The sequence below is a fragment of the Pseudomonas sp. NPDC086566 genome, assembly GCF_050280885.1.
Classification (GTDB): Bacteria; Pseudomonadota; Gammaproteobacteria; order Pseudomonadales; family Pseudomonadaceae; genus Aquipseudomonas; species Aquipseudomonas vlassakiae.
Window position 1 is genome coordinate 221,044 of sequence record NZ_JBNNWD010000007.1, and the last position, 25,688, is coordinate 246,731.

General features: G+C 63.7%; 29 protein-coding genes. 18 read left to right on the forward strand and 11 right to left on the reverse strand.

The features are described 5' to 3' along the window. Positions 1-91: 91 nt before the first annotated feature. Positions 92-553 (reverse strand): Lrp/AsnC family transcriptional regulator, encoded by a 462-nt coding sequence (locus tag ACQKPS_RS18030; protein ID WP_254483891.1) that lies wholly within the window; start codon positions 551-553, stop codon positions 92-94. Positions 554-679: 126 nt separating this feature from the next. Between ACQKPS_RS18030 and ACQKPS_RS18035 the strand changes: the two genes are divergently transcribed. After that, on the forward strand, positions 680-1,864 hold the full coding sequence (locus tag ACQKPS_RS18035; RefSeq protein WP_254483892.1) for a trans-sulfuration enzyme family protein: 1,185 nt from the start codon (positions 680-682) through the stop codon (positions 1,862-1,864). Between the two features lie 107 nt (positions 1,865-1,971). Here the strand turns inward: ACQKPS_RS18035 and ACQKPS_RS18040 are convergent, their stop codons facing one another. Continuing rightward, positions 1,972-2,208, reverse strand: a complete 237-nt coding sequence (locus ACQKPS_RS18040) for a YdcH family protein (RefSeq protein ID WP_099815516.1) — start codon at positions 2,206-2,208, stop codon at positions 1,972-1,974. Positions 2,209-2,325: 117 nt separating this feature from the next. Here ACQKPS_RS18040 and ACQKPS_RS18045 point away from each other — a divergent pair, with 117 nt between their 5' ends. The 5 genes from ACQKPS_RS18045 to ACQKPS_RS18065 all read left to right on the forward strand — a co-directional run bounded on the left by ACQKPS_RS18045 (position 2,326) and on the right by ACQKPS_RS18065 (position 6,942). Further along, the gene (locus ACQKPS_RS18045) at positions 2,326-2,691 is read left to right on the forward strand and encodes a 5-carboxymethyl-2-hydroxymuconate Delta-isomerase (RefSeq protein ID WP_254483893.1); all 366 of its coding nucleotides are present in this window, start codon (positions 2,326-2,328) and stop codon (positions 2,689-2,691) included. 165 nt (positions 2,692-2,856) lie between these two features. Further along, the gene (locus ACQKPS_RS18050) at positions 2,857-4,494 is read left to right on the forward strand and encodes a phosphoethanolamine transferase (protein ID WP_313201473.1); all 1,638 of its coding nucleotides are present in this window, start codon (positions 2,857-2,859) and stop codon (positions 4,492-4,494) included. A gap of 89 nt (positions 4,495-4,583) precedes the next feature. Further along, a complete protein-coding gene (gene rnd, locus ACQKPS_RS18055; RefSeq protein WP_254483895.1) occupies positions 4,584-5,717 on the forward strand; it encodes a ribonuclease D in 1,134 nt (377 codons plus the stop codon). After that, on the forward strand, positions 5,714-6,007 hold the full coding sequence (locus tag ACQKPS_RS18060) for a YcgL domain-containing protein (RefSeq protein ID WP_054887238.1): 294 nt from the start codon (positions 5,714-5,716) through the stop codon (positions 6,005-6,007). The genes rnd and ACQKPS_RS18060 overlap by 4 nt, the downstream gene beginning before the upstream one ends. Positions 6,008-6,009: 2 nt before the next feature. Beyond that, a complete protein-coding gene (locus ACQKPS_RS18065; protein ID WP_427605231.1) occupies positions 6,010-6,942 on the forward strand; it encodes a D-2-hydroxyacid dehydrogenase in 933 nt (310 codons plus the stop codon). Positions 6,943-7,010: 68 nt separating this feature from the next. Here ACQKPS_RS18065 and ACQKPS_RS18070 read toward each other — a convergent pair whose 3' ends face one another. Next, entirely contained in the window at positions 7,011-7,604 is a 594-nt protein-coding gene (locus ACQKPS_RS18070) for a nitroreductase family protein (RefSeq protein ID WP_176507849.1), read from the reverse strand. Between the two features lie 145 nt (positions 7,605-7,749). Between ACQKPS_RS18070 and ACQKPS_RS18075 the strand changes: the two genes are divergently transcribed. Together ACQKPS_RS18075 and ACQKPS_RS18080 are read left to right on the forward strand one after the other, a co-directional pair. Further along, a complete protein-coding gene (locus ACQKPS_RS18075) occupies positions 7,750-8,199 on the forward strand; it encodes a YcgN family cysteine cluster protein (RefSeq protein WP_254483899.1) in 450 nt (149 codons plus the stop codon). A gap of 42 nt (positions 8,200-8,241) precedes the next feature. Next, positions 8,242-9,450 carry a hypothetical protein gene (locus ACQKPS_RS18080; protein ID WP_283723653.1) on the forward strand — a complete coding sequence of 403 codons (1,209 nt, stop codon included), beginning with the start codon at positions 8,242-8,244 and terminating at the stop codon, positions 9,448-9,450. 74 nt (positions 9,451-9,524) lie between these two features. Here the strand turns inward: ACQKPS_RS18080 and ACQKPS_RS18085 are convergent, their stop codons facing one another. The 3 genes from ACQKPS_RS18085 to ACQKPS_RS18095 form a co-directional block, all read right to left on the reverse strand. Continuing rightward, on the reverse strand, positions 9,525-9,866 hold the full coding sequence (locus tag ACQKPS_RS18085; RefSeq protein WP_427605233.1) for a DUF2892 domain-containing protein: 342 nt from the start codon (positions 9,864-9,866) through the stop codon (positions 9,525-9,527). 88 nt (positions 9,867-9,954) lie between these two features. Further along, positions 9,955-10,425: an RNA methyltransferase gene (locus ACQKPS_RS18090; protein ID WP_427605235.1), complete on the reverse strand. Its 471-nt coding sequence runs from the start codon at positions 10,423-10,425 to the stop codon at positions 9,955-9,957. Positions 10,426-10,498: 73 nt separating this feature from the next. Continuing rightward, positions 10,499-10,870, reverse strand: a complete 372-nt coding sequence (locus ACQKPS_RS18095) for a YajD family HNH nuclease (RefSeq protein ID WP_023381762.1) — start codon at positions 10,868-10,870, stop codon at positions 10,499-10,501. A 132-nt stretch (positions 10,871-11,002) separates the two neighbouring features. Between ACQKPS_RS18095 and ACQKPS_RS18100 the strand changes: the two genes are divergently transcribed. Continuing rightward, a complete protein-coding gene (locus tag ACQKPS_RS18100; RefSeq protein ID WP_254483905.1) occupies positions 11,003-11,281 on the forward strand; it encodes a hypothetical protein in 279 nt (92 codons plus the stop codon). Between the two features lie 69 nt (positions 11,282-11,350). Here ACQKPS_RS18100 and ACQKPS_RS18105 read toward each other — a convergent pair whose 3' ends face one another. Further along, positions 11,351-13,393, reverse strand: coding sequence for a S9 family peptidase (locus tag ACQKPS_RS18105; RefSeq protein WP_427605238.1), 2,043 nt, complete (start codon positions 13,391-13,393; stop codon positions 11,351-11,353). Between the two features lie 91 nt (positions 13,394-13,484). Here ACQKPS_RS18105 and ACQKPS_RS18110 point away from each other — a divergent pair, with 91 nt between their 5' ends. Genes ACQKPS_RS18110 through ACQKPS_RS18120 form a run of 3 tightly spaced genes read left to right on the forward strand, consistent with a single transcriptional unit; the run spans position 13,485 to position 15,304 of the window. After that, complete coding sequence (locus tag ACQKPS_RS18110) at positions 13,485-13,985, forward strand: MFS transporter (RefSeq protein WP_427605240.1); 501 nt, start codon at positions 13,485-13,487, stop codon at positions 13,983-13,985. Between the two features lie 14 nt (positions 13,986-13,999). Further along, positions 14,000-14,773: a class II glutamine amidotransferase gene (locus ACQKPS_RS18115; protein ID WP_254483911.1), complete on the forward strand. Its 774-nt coding sequence runs from the start codon at positions 14,000-14,002 to the stop codon at positions 14,771-14,773. Positions 14,774-14,782: 9 nt separating this feature from the next. Then, the gene (locus ACQKPS_RS18120) at positions 14,783-15,304 is read left to right on the forward strand and encodes a DUF2937 family protein (RefSeq protein ID WP_254483915.1); all 522 of its coding nucleotides are present in this window, start codon (positions 14,783-14,785) and stop codon (positions 15,302-15,304) included. Positions 15,305-15,396: 92 nt separating this feature from the next. Here ACQKPS_RS18120 and ACQKPS_RS18125 read toward each other — a convergent pair whose 3' ends face one another. Next, positions 15,397-16,311 (reverse strand): LysR family transcriptional regulator, encoded by a 915-nt coding sequence (locus ACQKPS_RS18125; protein WP_427605242.1) that lies wholly within the window; start codon positions 16,309-16,311, stop codon positions 15,397-15,399. A 129-nt stretch (positions 16,312-16,440) separates the two neighbouring features. On the opposite strand from ACQKPS_RS18125, the gene ACQKPS_RS18130 reads away from it, so the two are divergent. The 4 genes from ACQKPS_RS18130 to ACQKPS_RS18145 are packed head-to-tail and all read left to right on the forward strand — an operon-like array spanning position 16,441 to position 20,113. After that, the gene (locus ACQKPS_RS18130; protein WP_427605244.1) at positions 16,441-17,727 is read left to right on the forward strand and encodes an MFS transporter; all 1,287 of its coding nucleotides are present in this window, start codon (positions 16,441-16,443) and stop codon (positions 17,725-17,727) included. Between the two features lie 9 nt (positions 17,728-17,736). Then, positions 17,737-18,516, forward strand: coding sequence for a 5-oxoprolinase subunit PxpA (locus ACQKPS_RS18135; RefSeq protein WP_427605246.1), 780 nt, complete (start codon positions 17,737-17,739; stop codon positions 18,514-18,516). Further along, positions 18,513-19,199 (forward strand): 5-oxoprolinase subunit PxpB, encoded by a 687-nt coding sequence (pxpB, locus tag ACQKPS_RS18140; protein ID WP_254483921.1) that lies wholly within the window; start codon positions 18,513-18,515, stop codon positions 19,197-19,199. Before ACQKPS_RS18135 ends, pxpB begins: the two co-directional genes overlap by 4 nt. Further along, entirely contained in the window at positions 19,196-20,113 is a 918-nt protein-coding gene (locus ACQKPS_RS18145; protein ID WP_283723659.1) for a biotin-dependent carboxyltransferase family protein, read from the forward strand. Before pxpB ends, ACQKPS_RS18145 begins: the two co-directional genes overlap by 4 nt. A gap of 36 nt (positions 20,114-20,149) precedes the next feature. Here the strand turns inward: ACQKPS_RS18145 and ACQKPS_RS18150 are convergent, their stop codons facing one another. The 3 genes from ACQKPS_RS18150 to ACQKPS_RS18160 all read right to left on the reverse strand — a co-directional run bounded on the left by ACQKPS_RS18150 (position 20,150) and on the right by ACQKPS_RS18160 (position 23,371). Next, positions 20,150-21,328, reverse strand: a complete 1,179-nt coding sequence (locus ACQKPS_RS18150) for a vWA domain-containing protein (protein ID WP_427605248.1) — start codon at positions 21,326-21,328, stop codon at positions 20,150-20,152. A 13-nt stretch (positions 21,329-21,341) separates the two neighbouring features. Then, on the reverse strand, positions 21,342-22,187 hold the full coding sequence (locus ACQKPS_RS18155) for an AAA family ATPase (protein ID WP_060510353.1): 846 nt from the start codon (positions 22,185-22,187) through the stop codon (positions 21,342-21,344). A 110-nt stretch (positions 22,188-22,297) separates the two neighbouring features. Continuing rightward, positions 22,298-23,371: a DUF748 domain-containing protein gene (locus ACQKPS_RS18160; RefSeq protein ID WP_283723660.1), complete on the reverse strand. Its 1,074-nt coding sequence runs from the start codon at positions 23,369-23,371 to the stop codon at positions 22,298-22,300. A 133-nt stretch (positions 23,372-23,504) separates the two neighbouring features. Between ACQKPS_RS18160 and cysK the strand changes: the two genes are divergently transcribed. Next, on the forward strand, positions 23,505-24,479 hold the full coding sequence (gene cysK / locus ACQKPS_RS18165; protein ID WP_254483935.1) for a cysteine synthase A: 975 nt from the start codon (positions 23,505-23,507) through the stop codon (positions 24,477-24,479). 171 nt (positions 24,480-24,650) lie between these two features. Continuing rightward, complete coding sequence (locus ACQKPS_RS18170) at positions 24,651-25,586, forward strand: aspartyl/asparaginyl beta-hydroxylase domain-containing protein (protein ID WP_283723661.1); 936 nt, start codon at positions 24,651-24,653, stop codon at positions 25,584-25,586. Positions 25,587-25,688: the final 102 nt, after the last annotated feature.

Sequence of the window (25,688 nt, forward strand, 5' to 3'; positions counted from 1 at the left end):
CTGGGCCGGCCTCTTCGCGGCTGAAGCCGCTCCTACAGGGATCTCGATACCCTGTGGGAGCGGCTTCAGCCGCGAAGCATCCAGCGCCGATTCAGGAGCGGTGCACCGGCAAGGCCGTGGTGTACTTCATCTGCTCCATGGCAAAACTGGAGGTGATGTTCGACAACCCGTCGGTGCTGGTAATCAGCTTCTTGTAGAAGCGGTCATACGCCGCGATGTCGCCGACCACCACCCGCAGCATGTAGTCCCAGTCCCCGGACATCCGGTAGAACTCCATCACTTCCTCGAACCCCTTCACCGTCGCTGCGAACTGCTCCAGCCAGGCGCTGTCGTGGCGCTGGGTCTTGAGCTGGACGAACACGGTCAGCCCCAGCCCAAGGCGCACGGGGTCCAGCAGGGCGACACGGCCGAGGATGTAGCCGTCTTCCTCAAGGCGTTTGACCCGCTTCCAGCACGGTGTGGTCGACAGGTTGACCGCCTCAGCCAAGTCCTTGAGCGAGATCGAGGCGTCGCGCTGCAACAGGGTGAGAATGTGCTGGTCGAAGGTGTCCATGGCAGGGAAAAATTCACCGAGAAAATTTTTCCCCAGATTACCCCAGGCCTGGGAAAATTTCCTGCACCGAGCGGGCATTGCCGCCGCGCCAGGTAATTGCCATAGTTGCAGGCTTGAATCCTGCCAATGGGCCTGACCATGTCTGACAAGCCGCGTAATTTCGCCACCCGTACCATCCACGCCGGCGAGCAGTCCAGCGTTGCCGCAAACGCCATCTTCCCGCCCATCTATACCGCCAGCTCCTACATCAAGCGCAGCCTGGACGATAATCCCGAATACGCCTACAGCCGCGTCGGCAACCCGACCCGGCATGCCTATGAGAGCTGTGTTGCCGCGCTGGAGGAAGGCGTTGGTGCGGTGGCCTGTGCATCGGGTGTGAATGCCACCGCCACCGTGCTCGAGCTGCTGCCCAAGGACGCCCACGTGGTGGTGATGAATGGTGTTTATGGCGGCACCTTCCGCATCCTTGAAGATTACCGTGGGCGCACCTCGGGCCTGACCACCACGTATGTCGACCTCAATGACGTCGAAGCGGTGGCTGCAGCGATCAAGCCGGAAACCCGGCTGATCTGGATCGAGTCCCCGACCAACCCCTTGCTGCACCTGGTGGACATCAAGGCGGTGTGCGACCTGGCCCGTGCCCGTGGCGTCCTCACCTGCATCGACAACACCTTCTGCTCACCGTGGAACCAGCGCCCGATCACCCTCGGCGTAGACCTGGTAATGCACTCGGCAAGCAAGTACATCGGCGGCCATTCCGATCTCACCGGGGGCGTGGTGGTCGCTGCCAATGACGAGCTGCTGGCCCGGCTGCGCAAGATCAGCATGGCGGTCGGGGCGATCCAGGGGCCGTTCGACTGCTACCTGGCCCTGCGCGGGCTGAAGACCCTGGATGTGCGCATGGAGCGCCAGTGCGCCAACGCACTGCAGGTGGCGCGCTTCCTCGAAGCCCATCCGCAGGTCGAGCAGGTGTTCTACCCGGGGCTTGAAAGCCACCCGCAACACGCATTGTGCCAGCGGCAGATGCGCACTGGCGGGGCGGTGGTGGCGATGAAGGTCAAAGGCGCAGACCGGGCCGCGCTCAACCGGTTGGTCGAGGCCTTGCAGATCTTTGTGCTGGCCGACTCGCTGGGCGGGGTGGAGAGCATGATCAACCACTCCTGGAGCATGTCGCACAATTCCTTGAGCCCGGCGCAGAAGGGCGAGATGGGCATCAGCGAGAACCTGCTGCGGTTGTCGGTGGGGATCGAGGATTACCGAGACCTGATCGACGACCTGGATGGCGCGTTGAAGGCTTCGGCTGCCGTGTAAGGGCTGCTGGCCCTATCGCGAGCTGCGCTCGCTCCTACGGGGCATGTGTAAAACCTGTAGGAGCGAGCGCAGCTCGCGATGAGGCCAGTGAGTTCAATGAAGGGCTATCAGGACTTGGGCGGATGAATGATCCGTTCGATCTTGTCTTTGAGCAGCAGCCTTTCCTTGCGCAGGCGGTTGACCGCTTCGTCGTTGGTGCCATTGGCCTCGGCGGCCAGCACTTCTTTGTCCTTGGTGTTGTATTCCTTGTGCAGCTTGTGAAGGTCCTGGTCCTTGTCTATGGCCGCCTGGAATGCGTCAGCGGTAATGTGCAGGTCAGCGAGCAGATCATGCGGAACTGGCATTTCTTCACCTCTGTCAGGGTTGTCGGTAAGGTCCTGACCTTTGAGGATAGCCGCCTTTGCGCAGGTGGGGGACTGGGGTAGGCTGTCGCATCCTTCCTTGTGCCTGGAATCTGCGCCATGCCTCACCTGAACCTGGAATACAGCGACAACCTGAGCGAATTCAATGTCGATGTGCTGTTGCTGCGCCTGAACCACGCCCTGGTGGGCAGCGGCCAGTTTGCCGACGAGGGCGACATCAAGAGCCGGGCCGAGGCCTTCAGGCAGTACCGGGTGGGTACCGCGCCGGGTGAGCGGGCCTTCGCCCATGTGCGCCTGGCCATCCTCAGCGGGCGCTCGCCCGAGGTGAAGCAGCAACTGTCGAACGGCTTGCTCGAGGTGTTGCGCGAAGCGATCCCGGCCAAGGCCGGTGTGGACATCCAGTTGTGCGTCGAAGTGCTCGACATTGACCGCGATCCTTATGCCAAGGCGCGTCTGCACGGCTGAACCGATGCTGAATGAAGTTAATTTAATGTAAGGAAATGCATCGGCTTACGAATTTGTTACCGTCTTTTTCACGAAAAATTGATGGTGCGCTTTCTAGAGTTCGCCCGACTTTCCCACAGTGCCGTCCGGCCTGGGGGTGATAATTACTCTCGATTGCGAATGCCGATGCTCAACTTCAAATCCCTGCGGACTGAATGGGTCACGCTGTTGGCCAGCGTTTACCTGCTGGTGGGTCTCAACATGTTCCTCTGGGAGCACCTGCAAGAGGTGGTGCCTGCCGGGATGACGGGGCTTTGGCTGAGCCTGGCGTTCGCCGTGCTGATGTTGTTCGCGTTCAACCTGGTTTTGACGCTGTTCGCCTTCCGTTATGTATTGAAGCCGTTACTGATCGTGTTGTTCATCAGTGGTGCAAGTGCTGCCTACTTCATGAACCAATACGGCGTGCTTATTGATGCTGGTATGTTCCGCAACATGGCCGAAACCAACGTCACGGAAGTGCGCGACCTGATGTCGTTCAAGTTCGCTGCCTATATTCTGCTGCTTGGCATATTGCCGTCGGTCGTGCTGTGGAAAGCGAAGATCGCCTACCGCCCGTGGCACCGCGAATTGCTCGGCAAACTGGTGGTCAGCGGCGCCTGCGTGGTGGCGCTGGGCTCGGTGGCACTGGTCAATTATCAAGGGCTGTCGTCGCTGTTGCGCAACCACCATGAGCTGCGCCTGATGCTCACCCCGAGCAATGTCGTCGGCGCGACCATCGGTTATGTCAACGAGCGCGTCGGTACTGCAGCGCGCCCATTTCAGCATTATGGCGAAGATGCCAAGCGCGACCCGGCCTGGCAGAAGCACGAGCGTAAATCGCTGACCGTGCTGGTCGTCGGCGAAAGTGCCCGTGCCGACCACTTCGGCGTGCTCGGCTATCCGCGCGATACCACCCCGAACCTGGCCCGGGAACAGGGGCTGCTGAGCTTCTCCGATGTGCATTCCTGCGGAACTGAAACCGCCGTCTCGGTGCCGTGCATGTTCTCCGGCATGAAGCGCAAGGAATACGACGCCCGGGTGGCGAAGAACCGCGAAGGGCTGCTGGACATCCTCCAGCGTGCCGGCCTGGCCGTGCAGTGGCGCGACAACCAGTCGGGCTGCAAGGGCACCTGCGACCGCGTGCAGTTCATCGACGTCAGCAACCTCAAGGACCCGCAGCTGTGCGCCAGCGGCGAATGCCATGATGAAATCCTCCTGCAAGGCCTGGGCGAACTGATCGACAACCTCGACAAGGACACCGTGCTGGTGCTGCACCAGATGGGCAGCCACGGCCCCGAATACTTCAAGCGCTACCCTGAAGGCGGAGAGCGCTTCACCCCGGTGTGCCAGAGCAACGCGCTGAACCAGTGCAGCGAGCAGGAAATCATCAACGGCTATGACAACACCCTGGCCTACACTGACAAAGTGCTGTCTTCGCTGATCGATACCCTGCGCAGCAAGCAGGACAAGGTCGACACGGCGATGATCTACCTGTCCGACCATGGCGAGTCGCTGGGCGAATACAACCTGTTCCTGCACGGCACCCCCTATGCCATTGCCCCGGAACAACAGAAGCATGTGCCGCTGCTGACCTGGTTCTCCGACAGCTACAAGGAAGACTTCGGTATCGACACCGATTGCCTGGCCAAGCTCAGCGATGCGCCGCTGTCGCAGGACAACCTGTTCCACTCGATGCTGGGCCTGCTGCAGGTGCACACCGAGGTCTACCAGCAGTCGCTGGACCTGTTTGCCAGCTGTCGGCCGTGGCTGGCAGCCCAGCGTTGAGGCCGTTCATCTAAACCAGGGATGGCGCAGGTTTCACCAGCAGGGCCCGCGCCGTATATACTGCGCGCCAATGTTTGTGGGAGAGCCTTGTGGCCATCGAAATACACTGGATCCGTGACGACCAGACCCTGGCCGAACACTGCCGCAAGTGGCGCGAATTGCCCTTCGTGGCGCTCGACACCGAGTTCATGCGGGTCGACACCTTCTACCCGAAAGCCGGCCTGGTCCAGGTTGGCGACGGGCAGCGGGCTTTCCTCATCGACCCGCTGCTGATCGGCGACTGGCAGCCGCTGGGCGAACTGCTCGACGACAGCAACGTGGTCAAGGTGCTGCACGCCTGCAGCGAAGACCTCGAAGTGCTGCTGCGCCTGACTGGCAAGCTGCCGCAACCGTTGTTCGACACCCAGCTTGCCGCCGGTTACCTGAACCTGGGCTTCTCCATGGGCTATTCGCGCCTGGTGCAGGAGGTGCTGGGCATCGAGCTGCCCAAGGGCGAAACCCGCTCAGACTGGTTGCAGCGCCCGCTGTCGGAAACCCAGGTCAGTTACGCCGCCGAAGATGCCGTGCACCTGGCCGAGCTGTTCGCCGCCCTGCAGCCACGCCTGTCCGGCGACAAGTACGCCTGGGTGCTGGAAGACGGCGCCGAGCTGGTGGCTGCGCTGCGCCGTGAAGTCGAACCCGAGAGCTTGTATCGCGACGTCAAGCTCGCCTGGAAGCTGAGCCGCCAGCAACTGGCAGTGCTGCGCGAACTGTGCGCCTGGCGCGAGCGTGAAGCGCGCAGCCGTGACGTACCGCGCAACCGTATCCTCAAGGAGCACTCGCTGTGGCCCATGGCCAAGAGCCAGCCGGATAACCTTTCGGCCCTGGCCAAGATTGAAGAAATGCACCCGCGCACCATCCGCCAGGACGGCGCCTTCCTGCTCGAGCTGATCAAGCGCGCCGGCAACCTGCCGTCCGAGCAATGGCCACAGCCGCTCCCCGAGCCGCTGCCGATCGAAGCCGCCGGTATCCTCAAGCGCCTGCGTGCCATCGGCCAGGCCGAAGGTGAGCGCCTGGGCATCGCCCCCGAGCTGATGCTGCGCAAGAAAGCCCTGGAAGCCCTGCTCAAGAGCGGCTACCCGAACGGCCCTTATCAACTGCCCGATTCGCTGCGCGGCTGGCGCCGTGAGCGGATGGGCCAGGCCCTGCTGGACGACCTGGCAGGTGCCGGAGACAAGCAATGAAACGTATCTGCTCGATCTACAAGAGCCCCCGCAAGAACGAAATGTACCTGTACGTGCTCAAGGCCGATGGCCTGGAGCGCGTGCCCGAAGCCCTGCTACCGTTCTTCGGTACGCCCAAGCATGCTTTCGACCTGGTCCTCAGCCCCGAGCGCAAGCTGGCCCGCGAAGACATCGCCAAGGTCCTGGAGAACCTCGACAACCAGGGCTACCACCTGCAGATGCCACCGCCGGACGATGAATACATCGAGCACCTGCCCGAAGAACTGCTGCGCCGCAACGACCCGGTTTGATCATGCGTGTATTGATCGCTGAGCATGATCATGCTCGATATGCCCAATTGTTGCGCGAAGCGATGCCGGAACTGGACGTGCTGACCAGCGACGACTCTGCCGAACTGGCCCGCCAGGCACCGCAGTGCCCGGTGTGGCTGGGCCAGCCGGATCTGCTGGCGAGCCTGCTGCGCCAGGGCCACAAGCCGCAGTGGATGCAGTCCACCTGGGCCGGCATCACGCCGTTGCTGGCCGAAGGGTTGCCGCGTGACTACCGCCTGACCCGCGCCGTAGGCATTTTCGGCCAGGTGATGGCCGAGTACATGCTGACCTACATGCTCGGCCACGAGCGCGAAGTGTTGTCGCGCCTGGTCAGCCAGGTCGAGCGGCGCTGGGATAGCCGTCCGGGGCGCAGCCTGGAGGGGCGCAAGGTATTGATCGTCGGGGTCGGCGATATCGGCCAGCGAGTGGCCGAATTCCTCGTGCCGTTTGGCGTGACCCTGTACGGTATCGCCAGCAGCGCCCGCGAGCAGGCGCCGTTCGTCGAAGTGGCGGGGCTGGCGGATTTGCCGCGCATGGTCGGGCAAGTGGATTACGTGCTCAACCTGCTGCCGGACACGCCGGCCACCCATGACCTCTACGACGCGGCGCTGTTCCAGTGCTTCCAGCCCACGGCGCTGTTCATAAACGCCGGACGTGGCGCGGCGGTGGTCGATGCCGACCTGGTCGAGGCACTGAAACAGGGGCATCTGGCCGGGGCGGTGATCGACGTGTGCCGGCAGGAGCCGCTGCCGCAACGGCACCCGTTCTGGACCGCCTGGGGCTTGTTGCTGACCGGGCACAGCTCGGCGCCCACCTCGCCGGCGGCGATGGTGCGGTTGTTTGCCGGGAATGTGCGGGCGTATGCAGAAGGGCAGGGGTTGCGCGGCGAAGTCGACTTCGCCCGGGGTTACTGACTTCTTTAGCTTGTCCCTGCCTCTTCGCGGGTAAACCCGCGAAGAGGCCAGTACAGGCTATACAAGCCTTACAGGCTGAAATCACCTTCAGCCGCCAGTTCGCTCAACGGCCGGCGCGGGCTCGGCACTTCACGCGCCTGCAGCGCCTCGTCCAGGCTGGCCTTGTCGCCCAGCTTGCCGATCGCCACCATGGCATGCAGTTCGTAACCTTCCGGAATCTTCAGCTCCTGGCGCGCCAGGGCCTGGTCGAAGCCGGCCATGCCGTGGGTGTGCCAGCCGCTGATGCTGGCCTGCAACGCTAGGTGGCCCCAGGCCGAACCGGTATCGAAGGTGTGCCACAGCGCCGGCTTTTCTTCGCTGGCGCCTGGCGCCGCGAAGGTGGTCTTGGAAATGATCAGCACCAGCGCCGAAGCCTGCTGCGCCCAGCTGCGGTTGAAGGGTACCAGCAGGCTCAGGTAACGCTCCCAGTTCGGCGTGTCACGGCGCGCATAGAGGAAGCGCCAAGGCTGCGAGTTGTAGGCCGACGGCGCCCAGCGTGCCGCTTCGAGGAAACTCAGCAGGGTCTCTTCGCTGATCGGTTCGGCGGTAAAGGCTCGCGGCGACCAGCGGTTGATGAACTGCTCGTTGATGGCGTAATCGGCAATGCGGGGGGTGGCGCTCATGTCGGCTCCTGCAAGTGGATGGCAAAGCATGCACGCTACTGCGTCCGCCTGGCACTGACAAGCGGTCTGGCGTTGCCGAAGGCCAGGCTCTAGACTGGCGCCGCCGCGCCCCGCGGCCCGGACAAGACTGCAGGAAACCCGTGTGATGATCGCTGACAGCGCGCCGTTCTGGCGGCGCAAGACCCTCGAACAACTCAGCCCGCAAGAGTGGGAGTCGCTGTGTGACGGCTGCGGCCTGTGCTGCCTGCAAAAGCTCGAGGATGAAGACGACAACAGCGTCTACTACACACGCATCGCCTGCAAGCTGCTCGACCTCGATACCTGCCAGTGCAGCGACTACCCCAATCGCTTCGCCCATGTGCCCGATTGCATCCAGCTCACCCCAGGCAAGGCCGACCAGTTCAAATGGCTGCCGAGCACCTGTGGTTACCGCCTGGTCAGCGAGGGCAAGGACTTGCCCGGGTGGCATCACCTGGTGTGCGGTGACCGTAAACAAGTGCATGAACAGCGCATATCGCAATCGGGGCGTATGCTCAGTGAACATGATGTCGACGAAGACGACTGGGAAGACCATCTGATTTTCCGCGCCAGCTGAACGCCCCACCCCCGTCGCCTCTTAGGAACAAGGAGTTTCGGTATGCGTTGCCTGTTGTTGTTGCTCTTCGGGCTTGTGGCCTGCTCGCCGGCCTGGGCAAAAAAGGTCGACCTCGATTACCAGGTGCGCCTGCTGCCTGCCAATGGCCAGGCCGAAGTGCGCCTGACCCTGGCTGAAGGCAGTGCCGTGCGCAGCCTGGACTTCGACCTGGGCAAGGCCGGTGCCTACAGTGGTTTCCAGGCCGATGGCCAGTGGCAGCAGCAGGGCGAGCGTGGCGTTTGGCACCCGGCGAGTGGCAAGACCAGCCTCAGTTACCGGGTCAAGCTGGACCAGAAGCTGCGCAGCGGCGCCTATTCCTCCCGCATCACCCCGCATTGGGCGCTGTTCCTCGGCGATCAGTTGGTGCCGCCTGCGCACCTTGACCAGCAGGACGGTACCGAGCTGGTGGCACGTCTGACGGTCGACTTGCCTGAAGGCTGGAACAGCATCGAGACCCCCTGGCCACGCATTGGCAAGGACAAGTTCCGGATCGACAACGTATCCCGCCTGTTCGACCGCCCGACCGGCTGGATGCTCGCGGGCGGCCTAGGCAGCCGCCGTGCCCGCCTCGGCGAAACCGACGTTACCGTGGCTGCGCCGGTAGGGCAGGGCATGCGGCGCATGGACAGCCTGACCCTGCTGACCTTCGTCTGGCCGCAATTGCAGGCCGTGTTCCCGCGCAACCCGGCCAAGCTGCTGCTGGTCGGCGCCCGTGACGGCATGTGGCGTGGAGCGACGGCGGCAGAGGGTTCGATCTACTTGCACAGCAGCCGGCCGATGGTCAGCGAGAATGGCAGCAGCCCGTTGTTGCGCGAGCTGGTGCAGCTGTTTGCGCAGATTCGTGTACGTGACAACAGCGACTGGCTGGGCCAAGGCCTGACCGAGTACTACGCCACCGAGCTGCTGCGCCGTGCCGGCGGCATCAGCGACGACCGTTACGAGGTATGGCAGGCACGCTTGCAGAAGCAGGGCGGCCAGGTCACACAATTGCGTACCGAGCACGCCAGCCCGGCGCAGGTGGCCCGCGGTGTGATGCTGTTGCAAGCGCTGGACAAGGAGATCCGTATCCACACCCAGGCCAAGCGTTCGCTGGACGACGTCACCCGTGCATTGATGCGGCTGCCCAGCGTGAGCACCGAAGAATTCGTACAGATCAGCGAGAATGTGCTCGGGCGCCGGTCCGAGGTGCTGCAAAGCAAGGCACTGCGCTAGCCTGACCTGGCTTCTTCGCGGGCGCGTCGAGGCGTCGTACCGCCGCGAAGGGGCCAGGGCAGGCTTCACACGACTCAGCTGCCAGTCAAAGGGTCCTTGCCGGTCACTGTCACCCCCTGGGTAGCCGCCTCGGCACTGGTCTTGAGTTCCTTCAGCTCCGCGGCACTGCGCTCGATATCCGAACGCAGGCGGTGATATTCCTGGCGATGCCGTTGCCACCAGGCCTTGGTCGCGCAATGGCCGCTGATTCCCCGGGCTACCGCCAGGCCGCCCGCCACCATCTGCAGCAACCCGATCAGGCCCCCGTGGCGCATGCCCTTGCTGAACATCAAGGCGCCGCCTGCCAGTGATCCGGCGCGTTCCAGCCCCTGGACATTGTGTTCCCGTGGAGCCCGGTTGGAATGAATATCGAGCATGGCAAACCCTCCGTGTGAAGTGTTAACAGCTGACCAGCAGCCGTGAACGACCGTTCACTTGGTTTGCCCGGCGGGCTCGCGCAGTCGGCTATTTGAACTTGGGCCCGGAGCGGGTATTCAGCCCTTTGGCCATGCGGTCATACAGCACCACATTCACCGTCGCGGCGAGGTTCATGCAGCCTTCGGTGGGGATGTAGATGGTCTCTTCGCACCAGCCCCGTACGTCTTCGCTCAACGACCCGTCCTCAGGCCCGAAGATGTAGATCGCCCGGTCAGGGTGGGTGTATTCAGGCAGCGACCGGGCGCCGTCTACCAGCTCCACCGCCACGGGCGTGCAACCCAGGGGAATGATGCGTTGCAGGTCGTCGATGCCGATCAGCGGGATGTCGTAGTGCACCCGCTTGGTGTCGGTGACGAAGTCACGCGCGCGCTCGTAGCGCTTGCCGGTGTAGAACACCGAGTTGACGCCGTAGCAACCCGCTGCGCGCATCACCGAACCGACGTTCTCCGCAGACTTTGGGTTGAACAGGCCGATGCAGCTGTACCGTTTGTTTGCCACGTGCCGGGGCCCTTCGGGAAAAAAGAGCGTGATTATACGGGCTTGCCGGCAGCAGCGGGGTTTGGCGTGACGGTCAGTCTTTTTTCAGCATGCCTGCCAGCCCGGCGAACGGGTTGTGGGTGGCCTTGGCGATGCTTGGGGTGCTGGTCGAGCCTTCGCTGAAGTACTGCTGGTCGGTGTAGCGCGAGTGCTCGTTGTCGTGGCAGTACAGGCACAGCAGCTCCCAGTTGGAGCCGTCCTGCGGGTTGTTGTCGTGATTGTGGTCACGGTGATGCACGGTCAGCTCGCTCAGGCGCTTGCCGGAAAACTCGCGGGCGCAACGGCCGCACACGTGTGGGTACATTTTCAGGGCTTTGTCGCGGTAGCCCATCTCCTTGTCGCGCTTGGCGTCGGCAAGAATGCGATCGAGGCGGGCGGTGGCGGCGGAGGTGGAAGCCGAACTCATGGTGTTTCCTTTGTTCTGATCAGGCAGATGACGGTTATGCCATTGAGTCTAGCGCGCTTGCGGGGCAGGCGGACAGGCGAAAACTCGAATATCGGCGTAGCCTGTATAGAGGTTCCCGACAGGAGGTTGCTGATGTTTCGTGCGATCCTCGCCGCGCTGCTGATTGCCGCCATGCCCGTGGCCGAAGCGGCTGGCACGCCCCCACGGCTGAATACCCCTGTACCCGGAGCGCCGGGCACGCCAACGCCCACGCCTTACCCGCAAATCACCCCGAGTATCCCGCCCAAGGCCTACGACAGCACGCCGGGCGCGCCGCTGCTGCCGCCGATGCCGGTGCCGGGGCCGCCCAAGGATCAGGACTTGCCGGGGTTGCGCCAACCACCGGCGAAACCGCCTGCGCAGGATGATTGACTGAAAGTTGTGTGTTGGCTGCACGATCCTGGGGCTGCTTTGCAGGGGCGCAACGCGCCCCCGGCATTCTCAAGCGATACCCAGTTCGCCAAGCACGAACGCATATTCCAGCGCCACATCGCGCAGCCCCTGGTACCGCCCGCTCATCCCGCCATGCCCGGCGCCCATTTCGGTCTTGAGCAGCAGCAGGTTGTCGTCGGTCTTGCGCGTGCGCAGGCGTGCCACCCACTTGGCCGCCTCCCAGTACTGCACGCGGCTGTCGTTGTAGCCGGCCACCACCAGCATGGCCGGGTAGGCCTGGGCGCGGACATTCTCATAAGGTGCATAGGCCTTGATGCGCGCGTACACCTCGGGCTCTTCCGGGTTGCCCCATTCGTCGTACTCGGTGACGGTCAGCGGCAGTTCGGGGTCGAGCATGGTGTTGAGCACGTCGACGAACGGTACCTCGGCGATGGCGCAGCGGAACAGCTCCGGGCGCAGGTTGAGCACGGCGCCGATCAGCAGGCCGCCGGCGCTGCCGCCGCTGATGGCCAGGCGTTGCGGGGCGGTCACGCCCTCGGCGATCAGGTGTTCGGCACAGGCGATGAAGTCGCTGAAGGTGTTGTGCTTGTGCGCCTGCTTGCCGGCGCGGTACCAGGCTTCTCCCAGCTCGCCGCCGCCGCGCACGTGGGCGATGGCGAAGGCCACGCCGCGTTGCAGCAAGCTCAGGCGGGCGTGGGAGAACCACGGGTCGAGGCTTTCGCCATAGGCGCCATAGCCATACAGGTAGAGCGGCACGGTCTTGCCCAGGTCTTCGCGGCGGCGCACCAGGCTGATCGGTACCTGGGTGCCGTCCGGCGCGGTGGCCCACAGGCGCTGGCTGACGTAATCGTCGGCGTCGAACTGGCCCAGCACCGGGGTCTGCTTGAGCACTTCCTGGGCACCCGTGGCCAGTTCCAGCTGGCGCACCTGGGCCGGACGGTTGAGCGCTTCGTAGCGCAGGCGTACGCGGCGGCTGGCGAATTCCAGGCTGTCCTGCACATACAGGCTGTAGGCTGCATCGGGCAATTCCACCCGGTAAGGGGCCAGCCCCTGTGGGCGCACTTCGATGATTGGCAGGCCGCCTTCGCGCAGGCTCAGGGTCAGTGCCTCGGCATTCAGGCTCAGGCCTTCGAGCATGATGTCGTCGCGGTGCGCCACCAGCACCTGCCACTGGTCGCGGCTGGGCACCGGGGTGGCCGGCGCATGGCAGAGGGCGAAGTTGATGCCGTCCTGGTTGGTCCGGATAAACCAGCGCCACTGGCCATCGAGCTGGCCGTGGTCGGGGAAGTACTCGTGGCCTTCGACCCGGGGCGCCAGGCAGGTAAACGCCGCCTGGGGCGTTTCGGCGTCGAGCACCCAGGCCTCGCTGGTGGTCTTGCTGTTGAGCAGCAGCACCAGCTGGCGCTCGGAGCTGGTGCGGTAGCAGTGGAGGAAGAAGCGACCGTCGGTTTCTTCGAATATGGTGCTCGCACCCGCTTCGCCGAGGGTGTGGCGGCGCAGGCGCCAGGGCCGATGGGTATCGTCCAGCTCGGCGAAGAACAACGTCTGGCTGTCGTTGGCCCAGGTCATGCTGCCGTCGCAATCGTCGAAGGGCAGGGCGGTCAGGTGGCCGCTGCTCAGGTCCTTGACGTACAGGGTGTAGATTTCATCGCCGCTGGTGTCAAGGCTGTAGGCCAGCCGGCGGTGGTCCGGGCTGACGCTGAACGCGCCCAGCGACAGGAAGCCGCCGTTGGCCAGGGCATTGGGGTCAAGCAGCAGTTGCTCCTGGCTTTCATCGACCGTGTTGGAGTCGTCGGCCGGGCGCGGGCAGCGGTAGTGGCGCGGGTATTCGTCGCCTGCGGTGGTGCGGGTGTAGTACAGGTAGGGTCCCCAGGGCGAGGGCAGCGACAGGTCGGTTTCGAGAATGCGGCCCTTGATCTCTTCGAACAACTGCTCGCGCAGCGCTGCCTGGTCGGCCAGGCAGGCTTCCTGATAGGCGTTTTCCGCCTGCAGGTAATCGAGCACTTCCTGAGTGTCGCGCTGTTGCAGCCAGGCGTAGGGATCAGTGGCCTGGTCCTGGCGGGCAATGGGGGGCTGAGGTTTGCTTGGCATCGGGGATCTCTTGGCCGGGACAGGGAGACGCTGTCTGCGCCCTGAAAAGTGTTTATCATAGGCATCTCTTTGCCTGGCTTGCACGAACACCATGATCGAGAACGACTACACCTTCGCCTGGGGCCTCTATGCTGTCGCCGCCCTGGGTTGCCTGCTGGTGGGCTTCAAACTCACCGGCTGGATGTGGCGCTGGCTGCGTGAACCGCTGCGGGTGATCCTGGCGGTGCTGCTGCTGACCCCGACCATCGTCGACCCGGTCAAGGACAGCTTCGCCCCGGCAATTGCCATTACCACCCTGGACCTTGCGTTCAAGGTCGGCAACAACGCCTGGCGGGCGATTTCCGATTTCGCCATGTACGGCATGATCGCTTTTGCCTTGTACATTGTCTTCGTGCTGATCCGCTGGCCGCTGGAAAAACGCGCCCGCGAGCGCCGTGCGCAGACCGAAGCCGCCGCCCAGCGCCGCGCGGCCGAGGACAACGCGGTCATCGCGGCGGCGCCCATGGCCGCCGAGCGCAGTGATCGCTACCGCGATGCCCCGCCTCCCGCCGCACCGGTCGGCGGCCGCGGCCGGGTCGAGCCACGCCTGTAAGCGGAGCCATCATCATGTGCGAACTTTTGGGCATGAGTGCCAACGTCCCCACCGACATCGTCTTCAGCTTCACCGGGCTCATGCAGCGCGGCGGGCGTACCGGCCCGCACCGCGATGGCTGGGGCATCGGCTTCTACGAAGGGCGCGGCCTGCGTCTGTTCCAGGACCCGGCCGCGAGCAGTGAATCGGAGGTGGCCAACCTGGTGCAGCGCTACCCGATCAAGAGCGAAGTGGTGATCGGCCATATCCGCCAGGCCAATGTCGGCCGGGTGTGCCTGTCCAACACGCACCCGTTCGTGCGTGAAATGTGGGGCCGCAACTGGTGCTTCGCGCACAACGGCCAGCTTGGCGACTTCAAGGGCGAAGCGACCTTCTATCGCCCGGTGGGCGACACGGACAGCGAGGCGGCTTTCTGCGACTTGCTCAACCGCATTCGCGCGGCGTTCCCCGAGCCGGTCGAAGTGGAACAGCTGCTGCCGGTGCTGGTCGAAGCCTGTGCCGAGTACCGTGGCAAGGGCGTGTTCAACTGCCTGCTCAGCGACGGCGACTGGTTGTTCTGTTTCTGTTCGACCAAGCTGGTGCACATTACCCGGCGTGCGCCTTTTGGCGCCGCTCGTTTGAAGGATGTCGACCTGATCGTCGATTTTCACACCGAAACCACACCCAATGACGTGGTTACGGTTATTGCCACCGAGGCCTTGACCGAGAACGAGACCTGGCGGCGCTACGAGCCCGGCCAATGGGGCCTGTGGCGGCACGGCGAATGCGTTTCGCAAGGCCAGAGCTAAGGACGCTGCATGTTCAGAAGTTACCTGCGGTTGCTGCTGTTCACGTTCGGCCTGCTGGCCGGTATCCAGGTGCCTGGGCTGGTCAAGGACTACAGCCAGCGGGCCGAGGCACACCTGTTCGAATCGCGCCAGGCACTGGATGGCTTCAAGCAGACTGCCGAGCGTTTCTTCAATGGTGACCTGCAGGCGCTGATACGGCATTACCGGACCAGTGACGACCCGGTGTTCCTCAGTGATGCCAACAGCATCGAAAGCCTGCTGATTCGCAACCAGCTACTGGAAGACGAGTGGCAGGCGCTGCAAGGCTCTTGGGTGAGCCGTACCTGGCATGTGCTGGTGCAGCCGGATGCGCAATTACGCGAAGAAACGCTCAAGGGCTACAGCTACCAGATTCTGCTGGTGCCCGAGGCGATCGGCTGGGGCGTCGGGGCCGGGTTTGTGCTGGCCTTCGTGGTCGAGAGCCTGTTGCTGGGGATTGGCTGGGTGATCCTGGGCGGCCGACGCGGGGCGGTGAAAGAGAGCTGGCGCTGATTGTTCGTCTTGAGCCTTGCAGCGCCTGGGAGATCGAGCGCCGCGCGGGCGGCGCTCGATCTCCCAGGCGCAGACAATCTAACGGCGAACACCTACGAAAGCAGCACAATCCGCTGCCCACCCACATCCCGCGCATAGCGCTCCAGCACCTGCCGGCACACGCCGACCACCTCATCGACCAATGCCACCCCGGTCTGCCAGGCCACCACCAGCTCAAGGCTCGGCGGTGGCTGCAAACCCTCCAGCAGCACCAGCTCACCCCGGCTCAATTCGGCATCCACCAGCGCCGGTGGCAAGGCGCCAATGCCGAACCCGTCACGCAGCAACCGGGTAATCGCCGCTACCGAGTTCACGCAGTTCAACCGCGGCGTCTCGGCTCCGGCATTGTGCAGCAGGCTGAGCACCTCCTGGTGCGGCCGTGAGTTCCTGGAGAAGGTCACAATCCGCTCGCGCCCCAGCTCGGCCAGCGAGGCGAAGTCGCGGTGGTACACGGAGCCGGCCGCCACCACCCAACCCATCGGGTAGCGCGCCAGGTCCTGGCTACGGATCGACTGCTCGCGCAGCAGGTCGGTCTGCACGATCACGTCGAGAAAGCCCTTCTGCAGTTGCTCGCGCAGGTTCAGCGCGGTGTCGGCGACCAGCTCGATCTCCACCTGCGGGTAGCGCTCGGTCAGCTCTGCCACCAGCGCGCTCATCCAGGTGTGGATCACCGTGTCCATCACCCCGATGCGAATGTGCCCGACCTTGGCCCGATCGCTGTCGAGCGACTGCTTCATCGCCTTGGCCGTGTCGAGCATGCGCTCGGCGTACTCCAGTACTTTGCTGCCTTCCGGCGTCAGGCTGACACCGCGGGAGTCGCGCAACAGCAGCTTCACGCCAAGGTCGGCCTCCAGGGCGGCGATGCGGCTGGAGACCGAGGCCTGGGTGGTGAACAGCTTCTCTGCGGTCAGGCGGAAGCTCTTGAGCCGAGCGACCCAGACGAAGGTTTCGAGGAAGCGAAGGTTCATGATCAGTTTTTCTTGTTCCAGACCGGCGGTTTTTCTCGTTGGACTCAGGCAGCACGGCCTCTGAACATGACGCCCAGGCCGCGACGCCCGACGTCGCCCATAAAACAATACCAACAAGCCGAGGCAAGCATGAACCCAAGCGGCGTGCAGCAGCAGGTGCAATCCCCCCCTTCGACCGGGCCGTTCGCCTGGTACCGCGACATCGACTCCCAGCAGCGGCGCACATTCTGGAGCTGCAAGATCGGCTATGGCCTGGACGGCATGGACACCCAGATGCTCAGTTTCGTCATCCCGACCCTGATCATGCTGTGGGGCATCAGCACTGCCGAAGCCGGGCTGATCCACACCAGCACGCTGATTGCCTCGGCCATCGGTGGCTGGGTCGCTGGCATTCTTTCCGACCGCATTGGCCGCGTGCGCACCTTGCAATTGACGGTGCTGTGGTTCGCCTTTTTCACCTTCCTCTGCGGCTTTGCCCAGAACTACAACCAGCTGCTGATCGCCCGCACGTTGATGGGCTTCGGTTTCGGCGGCGAGTGGACCGCCGGTGCCGTGCTGATCGGTGAGGTGATCCGGGCGCAGGACCGTGGCAAGGCGGTGGGCATGGTGCAGTCGGGCTGGGCCCTGGGCTGGGGGCTGACGGCGATCCTGTATGCGCTGCTGTTCTCCTGGCTGCCGGCCGAACAGGCCTGGCGTGCGCTGTTCCTGCTGGGGCTGGTGCCGGCGATCTTCGTGATCTTCGTCCGTCGCCTGGTCAAGGACCCGGAGGTCTATCGCCAGGCCAAGGCCGAGGAAAAGGCCGAGGCGCCCGCGCATTTCTACGAGATCTTCGCCCCCGGCATGCTCTGGACCACCGTGCGCGCCTCGCTGCTGACCACCGGCGCGTTGGGTGGCTACTACGCCATCACCTCGTGGCTGCCGACGTTCCTCAAGAGCGAGCGCGGCCTTAGCGTGCTGGGCACGGGCGGCTACCTGGCGATGGTGATTGTCGGGTCCTACATCGGCTATGTGGTCAGCGCCTATCTGTCTGACCTGCTGGGGCGCAAGAAGAATTTCATCCTGTTCGCGGTGGGCTCGTTCATCATCGTGCTGCTGTATACGCAGATGCCGGTCAGTGACGGCGTGATGCTGTGGCTCGGGTTCCCGTTGGGCTTCTTTGCTTCGGGTATCTTCAGCGGCATGGGCGCGTTTCTGACCGAACTGTTCCCGACTCGGGTACGTGGCTCGGGGCAGGGCTTCTGCTACAACGTCGGCAAGGTCATCGCTGCACTGTTCCCGCTGCTGATCGGCTTGCTCGGCGAAAAGATCCCATTGGGCCTGGGTATCGGCGTGTTCTCTGCGGTGTCTTATGGTGTGGTGATCGTAGCGGCGCTGAGCCTGCCGGAAACCCGCGGCAAACAACTCCAGGCGCGCTAAGGTAGGCCTATGAACATCGACACGGGAGCACGTCAGGTGAAACCCCTGCTACTCAATTGCGACATGGGCGAAAGTTACGGCAGCTGGCACATGGGCCTGGATGCCGAGGTGATGCCCTATATCGACTGTGCCAACATCGCCTGCGGCTACCATGCCGGCGACCCAGGCATCATGCGCCGCACCGTGGCCATGGCGCTGGAGCACGGCGTGACCATCGGCGCGCACCCGGCCTATCCGGACCTGGTCGGCTTTGGCCGCCGCTCCATGGCCTGCAGCCCGGAAGAAATCCGCGACCTGCTGCATTATCAGATCGGTGCCCTGGACGGCATCTGCAAGGTGCTCGGCGGCCGCGTGGCCTATGTGAAGCCCCACGGTGCGCTGTACAACGACATGATGGCCGACCCGCACACGCTGCGCACCGTGCTGGAGGCCGTGGAGGCCTATGGCAGCGGCCTGCCGCTGATGCTCATGGCCACCGCCGACAACCGCGCGGCCCAGGCGCTGGGCGATGAAGTCGGTGTGCCGCTGTGGTTCGAAGCCTTCGCCGACCGCGCCTACACCGCCAGTGGCCACCTGGTCTCGCGGCGCCTGCCCGGCGCGGTGCACCATGATCCGGCACTGGTGGTCGAGCAGGCCTTGCGCCTGGCCCGCGGCGAAGCGCTGGTGGCGGCGGACGGCAGTGCGCTGAAACTGTCGGCCAGCACCCTCTGCGTGCATGGTGACAATGACAGTTCGGTAGCAGCCGTGCGGCAGATCCGTCAGGCCCTCGATGCGCTGGAGGCGCGATGAAGCTGCGTATCGAAGTCGTGGCCATCGACAGCCTGATGGTGCGTCTGTTCGACCGTATCGATGAAGCCAACATGCCGTGGATGCTTGCCGCCAGCCAGCGCCTGAGCGCGGCGTTCGGCACTCACCTGGTGGATCTGGTGCCGTCCTACACCACGCTGATGGTGCAGTCCGATCTACCGCCGCGTGAAGCGCGGGCGCTGATCAGCCAGGCGCTGGACGGGCTGCAGCCGGACCCTGGCAGTGGTGGCCGGCACCATGAAATCCCGGTGTGGTACGACGCCAGCGTAGGCCCGGAGCTGCCCGTGCTGGCGGCGCGCAGCGGGCTGAGCGAAGCCGAGGTGATCCGCCTGCACAGCGAACGCGAGTACCCGGTATTTGCCCTCGGCTTCGCCCCCGGCTTCGGCTTCATGGGGCTGGTCGACGAACGCCTGGCCAGCCCGCGGCTGAGCACCCCGCGCAAGCGCGTGGCGGCGGGCAGCGTGGGCATTGCCGAACGCCAGACGGCGGCTTACCCCGCAGTGTCGCCGGGTGGCTGGAACCTGATCGGGCGCACGCCGGTGCGCCTGTTCGACCGCGAACGTGAGGGCTATAGCCTGCTGCAACCGGGCGATCGGGTTCGCTTCGTGGCGGTGTCGCGTGACGAGTTCCTGGCCCTGGGCGGCGATGTGGAGGCGCAAGGATGAAGCAGTTGAAGATCGAGGCCAGTACTGCCCTGTGCCAATTGCAGGACGCCGGGCGTTTTGGCGTACGGCACTTGGGCGTGACCCAGGGCGGTGCGCTGGATTGGGTGGCGATGCACTGGGCCAACTGGCTGCTGGGCAACCCGCTGGGGGCGCCAGTGGTCGAGGTGGCGCTGGGTGGTTTTACCTTGGTGGCCGAGCAGGACTGCGTGCTGGCGCTGGCCGGCGCTGACCTGGATGCACGGGTGGATGATCAGCCACTGCTGCCATGGCGCAGCTTTGTATTGGCCAAAGGGCAGCGCTTGACCCTGAAGCAGCCGAAGCAAGGTGTACGGGCTTATCTGGCCGCCCCGGGCGGGTTCCTCGGCGAGGATGTGCTGGGCAGCTGTGCCACGGTCGTGCGCGAGGAACTGGGGGGGATCGATGGGCGAGGGGCGGCGCTGGGGAAAGGGCAGGTACTCTCCTTTGCCGGAGACTCGCCGGTGTTGCGTGAAGTCCCGGCAGCCCTGTGCCCGAGCTATGCGGCCAAGCCGATACTCGATTTGGTAATGGGCGCGCAGATCGGGGACTTCAGCGGCACCAGTCTGTTTGCAGCGTTCAACCGTGACTGGACGCTGGACAGCCGCGCCGACCGCATGGGCATACGCCTGTTGGGGCCTGAGCTGGTCTACCAGGGGGCACCGATGATTTCCGAAGGGATTCCGCTGGGGGCGGTGCAGGTGCCACCGGATGGGCAGCCGATCGTGTTGCTCAATGACCGGCAGACCATTGGCGGGTATCCGCGGCTCGGGGCGTTGACGCCGTTGGCGTTGGCCCAGCTGGCGCAGTGCATGCCGGGCGCGATGGTGCGGTTCAGGGCCGTCGTGCAGGAAGAGGCCTGGCGGGAGCAGCAGGCTTTTGGTAGGCGTTGGCTTTGAGATTTTGGGGCTGCTCTGCAGCCCCCAGGGCATTAGCTATTTGGACAGGTAACGCATCCCGTCCTCCAACCCCTGCAAGGTCAGCGGATACATCTTGTCCTCGATCAAGTCCCGCACCAGGTGGGTCGATGCGGTGTAGTCCCAGGCCTGCTTGGGATACGGGTTGATCCAGATGATCTTCCGGAATTTCTCCATGAAGCGCTGCATCCAGATATACCCGGCTTCTTCGTTCCAGTGCTCGACGCTGCCCCCCGGCTGGGTGATCTCGTACGGCGCCATGGCCGCATCGCCGACGAACACCACCTTGTAGTCGTCGCCGTACTTGTGCAGCAGGTCGAAGGTGGAGAAGCGCTCCGAGGTGCGGCGCAGGTTGTTCTTCCATACCGACTCGTACACGAAGTTATGGAAGTAGTAGTACTCCAGGTGCTTGAACTCGGTCTTGCAGGCCGAGAACAGTTCTTCGCAAACCTTGATGTGGGCGTCCATCGAACCGCCGATGTCGAACAGCAACAGCAGTTTTACCGTGTTGCGCCGTTCCGGGCGCATCTGGATGTTCAGCAGCCCGGCGTCACGCGCGGTGTGGTCGATGGTGCCGTCGATGTCGAGTTCTTCGGCGGCGCCTTCACGGGCGAACTTGCGCAGGCGGCGCAGGGCCAGCTTGATGTTGCGCGTGCCCAGCTCGACCTGGTCGTCGAGGTTCTTGTACTCGCGCTGGTCCCAGACCTTGACCGCCTTGCCCTGGCGCTTGCCAGCCTCGCCGATGCGGATGCCTTCTGGGTTGAACCCGCCCGAGCCGAACGGGCTGGTGCCACCGGTGCCGATCCATTTGTTGCCACCGGCGTGGCGTTCCTTCTGCTCTTCGAGGCGCTTCTTGAATTCTTCGATGAGTTTGTCCAGGCCGCCCAGCGACTGGATCTGCGCGCGTTCCTCGTCGGTCAGCGAGCGCTCGAATTCCTTGCGCAGCCATTCATCGGGGATCAGCGCCTCGATGTGCCGGTCGAGGTTTTCCAGGCCCTTGAAGTAGGCGGCGAACGCACGGTCGAACTTGTCGAAGTGGCGCTCGTCCTTCACCAGGATGGCCCGGGCCAGGTAGTAGAAGGCGTCCATGTCGGCGAACACCACGCCTTTTTGCAGGGCGTGGTGCAGGTCGAGCAGTTCGCGCACCGAAACCGGCACCTTGGCCGCACGCATTTCATTGAACAGGTTGAGCAACATGGCCCGGCTCCTGTCAGCGGTTGCCGCGCCGGCTCATGAAGGCCAGGCGCTCGAGCAGTTGCACGTCCTGCTCGTTCTTTACCAGGGCGCCGGCCAGCGGCGGGATGGCCTTGGTCGGGTCACGTTCGCGCAGCACGGCTTCGCCGATATTGTCGGCCATCAGCAGCTTGAGCCAGTCCACCAGTTCGGAAGTGGAGGGCTTTTTCTTCAGGCCCGGCACCTTGCGTACGTCGAAGAACACGTCCAGTGCCTCGCTGACCAGCGACTGGCTGATGTTCGGGTAGTGCACGTCGACGATCTGCTGCAGGGTGCTGCGGTCAGGGAAGGCGATGTAGTGGAAGAAGCAGCGGCGCAGGAAGGCGTCGGGCAGCTCCTTTTCGTTGTTGGAGGTGATGATGATGATCGGGCGCTGCCTGGCCTTGATGGTCTCGTCGATTTCGTAGACGTAGAACTCCATCTTGTCGAGTTCCTGCAGCAGGTCATTGGGGAACTCGATGTCGGCCTTGTCGATCTCGTCGATCAGCAGGATCACCCGCTCGTCGGCCTCGAAGGCTTCCCACAGCTTGCCTTTCTTCAGGTAGTTGCGCACGTCGTGGACTTTGTCCACACCCAGCTGCGAGTCGCGCAGGCGGCTGACCGCGTCGTACTCGTAGAGGCCTTGGTGGGCCTTGGTGGTGGACTTGATGTGCCAGGTGATCAGGCGTGCACCGAACGAGGCTGCCAGCTGCTCGGCGAGCATGGTCTTGCCGGTGCCCGGCTCGCCCTTGACCAGCAGCGGGCGTTCGAGGGTGATGGCCGCGTTCACCGCCAGTTTCAGGTCGTCTGTGGCGACGTAGTCGCGGGTGCCTTCGAACTTCATGGGTCTGTCCTCTGCAGAGTGCCTATCGTTTGCCAACGACTATAACGCGGCCCCAGGCAGGTGGAAACGCAGACTGGGTATTCAGTCCCTGAATGGCTCGTCACGAAGCTTCAGTCAGACTTGGGCGCTGGTTGTTCATAGCGTGCATTGAACGCCTCGATGAAGCCGTTGCGCAGTATCTGCAAGAACGCCTCGAAACCACTGATGTTCTGCTGGTGCACACTGCCGCTGAGCTCGACGCGGGTGGCGAACTGGTTTTTCGGCTGGTTCTTCAGCACGGTCTCGGTGGCACCTACCACCGCTTCCCAGACCGAGCGGAAGAACCCTTTGTCCTTTTCCTCCACGTCCTGCTGCCAGTCGAATACATCGACATCGCGCAGCAGCGGCTTGATATAGCCATTGAGCCTGCCATTCTCGGCCTGGGCCTCGATCACCACATCCCCGTGCCCGGCATTGAAATCGAACTTGCCGTAGGCGCTGGCGAAGTCATTGAGCCGGCGCAATTCGATGCCGGTGGCGCGCAAGCGGAACTCGAAATCATCGAAGTCGCTGAACGGGTCGAAGGTGGCGCGGCTTTCCACCTTGGCGTCCCCGGCTATCAGCGCAGTCCCGTCAAAACTGGCGTCGCGTCGGCCTTTTTCGTCGCGCACATTGGTCAGGTTGCGGATATCGGCGTTCAGTTGCGTGGCTTTGAGGTCGACCCGTGGCCTGGAGTTGAAATTGCGAAAGGTCAAGGTACCGTTTTCGACGTGCACCTCGTTCAGGGTGATCGGCAACAGCTTGTCCAGCTGCTGGCGCCAATCGGTGCCCTGGCCCGTCTGCGAGGCCTGTTTGTTGCCGCCGTCGACGAAGTTGAGTACGGGGCGGGCGAACGCCACCTTGGCCACCACGGCCTTGTCGTAGATCAGCGAATGCCAGCTCACCGACAGGTCGATCAACGGTGCCTCCAGGAACGGAACCGGCACCTTGCCGCTGGTCTTGACGATTTTCAGGCCGTTGATCTGATAGGCGCCGCGCCACCAGGCCAGGTCGACATCGGTGATCTGGCCACGGTATTCGCCCATGTCGGCCAGTTTGTCGTTCAGGTAGTCGCGCACCAGGTACGGCAGGGCAACATGCAGTGCCACCAGTAGCACGACCAGGCTGGCCAGGCCGATCAACGGCCAGCGATAGCGAGCTTTCATCGCAGGGTTCTCCAAAGCCGGTCGAGCGGTTGACCACGCCGCGCCTGGCTTGGTTCGAACGGGCTTTACGGGGTGGCGGGGCAGGCTTACCCTTGAGGTCTTTCCCTGCTCTTTTCATGTCAAGGACCCTGCCATGAGCCGTATCTACGCAGACAACGCCCATTCCATCGGCAACACGCCATTGGTACAGATCAACCGCATCGCCCCGCGTGGGGTGACGATCCTGGCCAAGATCGAAGGGCGCAACCCGGGCTATTCGGTGAAATGCCGGATCGGCGCGAACATGGTCTGGGATGCCGAGAGCAGTGGCAAACTCAAGCCGGGCATGACCATCGTCGAGCCGACTTCAGGCAACACCGGTATCGGCCTGGCGTTCGTCGCCGCCGCCCGTGGCTACAAACTGATCCTGACCATGCCAGCCTCGATGAGCCTGGAGCGCCGCAAGGTGCTCAAGGCGCTGGGTGCAGAGCTGGTGCTGACCGAGCCGGCCAAGGGCATGAAGGGCGCTATCGAGAAGGCCAACGAAATCGTGGCGTCCGACCCTGCCGGGTACTTCCTGCCGGGCCAGTTCGACAACCCGGCCAACCCGGCGATCCACGAAAAGACCACCGGGCCGGAGATCTGGAACGACACCGACGGCGCAGTCGATGTGCTGGTTGCCGGCGTGGGTACCGGTGGCACCATTACCGGTGTGTCGCGCTACATCAAGCACACCCAGGGCAAGTCGATCCTGTCCGTGGCGGTCGAGCCGCTGGCTTCGCCGCTGATCAGCCAGACCCTGGCCGGTGAAGAGCTCAAGCCCAGCCCGCACAAGATCCAGGGCATCGGCGCCGGTTTCGTGCCGAAAAACCTCGACCTGTCGATTGTCGACCAGGTCGAGACCGTGACCGACGAAGAGGCCAAGGCCATGGCCATCCGCCTGATGCAGGAAGAGGGCATCCTCTGCGGTATTTCCTGTGGCGCGGCGATGGCAGCCGCGGTGCGTCTGGCTGAAAAACCGGAGATGCAAGGTAAGACCATCGTCGTAATCCTGCCCGACTCGGGCGAGCGCTACCTGTCCAGCATGCTGTTCAGCGACCTGTTCAGCGAGCAGGAAAACCAGCAGTAATCGGCCGGCCGCTGATCCGGCGCAACATTCGGCGGCCTGGTTCATTGCAAAATCTTCATGAGTGAGATTCCGCCCGGGTTGTTTTTACCCGGGCGGGATGGGTTTATGATGGCCGGATGATTTTTCTGGGAGCTGGCAGCGCTGGCCTGCTCCCACTCCAAGGAGTGTTGCATGACCTTTTCCTTCCTCGCCAAGGCAGGTGTGCTGCTGGTGTTCTTCGGCAGCGTGCTCTACGTGCACCTGCGCGGCAAGGCACGCCTGCCGGTACTGCGCCAGTTCGTTAACCATTCGGCGCTGTTCGCACCTTATAACAGCTTGATGTACCTGTTCTCCGGGGTGCCGTCCAAGCCCTACCTGGACCGCCAGCGTTTCCCGGAGCTGGATGTGCTCAAGGACAACTGGCAGGTGATCCGCGAGGAGGCCATGCGCCTGTTCGACGAGGGGTACATCCGTGCCGCCGAGAAGGACAACGACGCCGGCTTCGGTTCGTTCTTCAAAAAGGGCTGGAAGCGCTTCTACCTGAAGTGGTACGACAAGCCGCTGCCGTCTGCCGAAGCCCTATGCCCGAAAACCGTCGAGCTGGTCAGCAGCATTCCCAACGTCAAGGGTGCGATGTTCGCCCTGCTGCCCGGTGGCAGCCACCTGAACCCGCATCGCGACCCGTTTGCCGGCTCCCTGCGCTACCACCTGGGCCTGTCGACCCCCAACTCCGACGCCTGCCGCATCTACGTCGATGGTGAGCAATACGCTTGGCGTGACGGTGAAGACGTGATGTTCGACGAGACGTATGTGCACTGGGTCAAGAACGAAACCGATGTGACCCGGGTGATCCTGTTCTGCGACATCGAGCGCCCGCTGAGCAGCCCGCTGATGACGCGCATCAACCGTAAGGTCAGTGCTTTCCTCGGCCGCGCCACGGCGCCGCAGAACACCGATGACGAGCGCGTGGGCGGGATCAACCAGGCCTATGCCTGGAGCAAGCGCTTCAGCAACAGGATCAGCAGCCGCATGAAGCAGTTCAAGCGCGCCAATCCCAAGGCCTATCGCATCCTGCGTCCGGTGCTGGCGGTGGTGGTGGCTTACTTCCTGTACCGCTGGTTGTTCTGATAGCAGGGCCGGCCTCTTCGCGGGTGCGCCCGCTCCCACAAGTTTCAGATACTGTGGGAGCGGGCATGCCCGCGAAGAGGCCGGAACAGGCTATTGCCCATG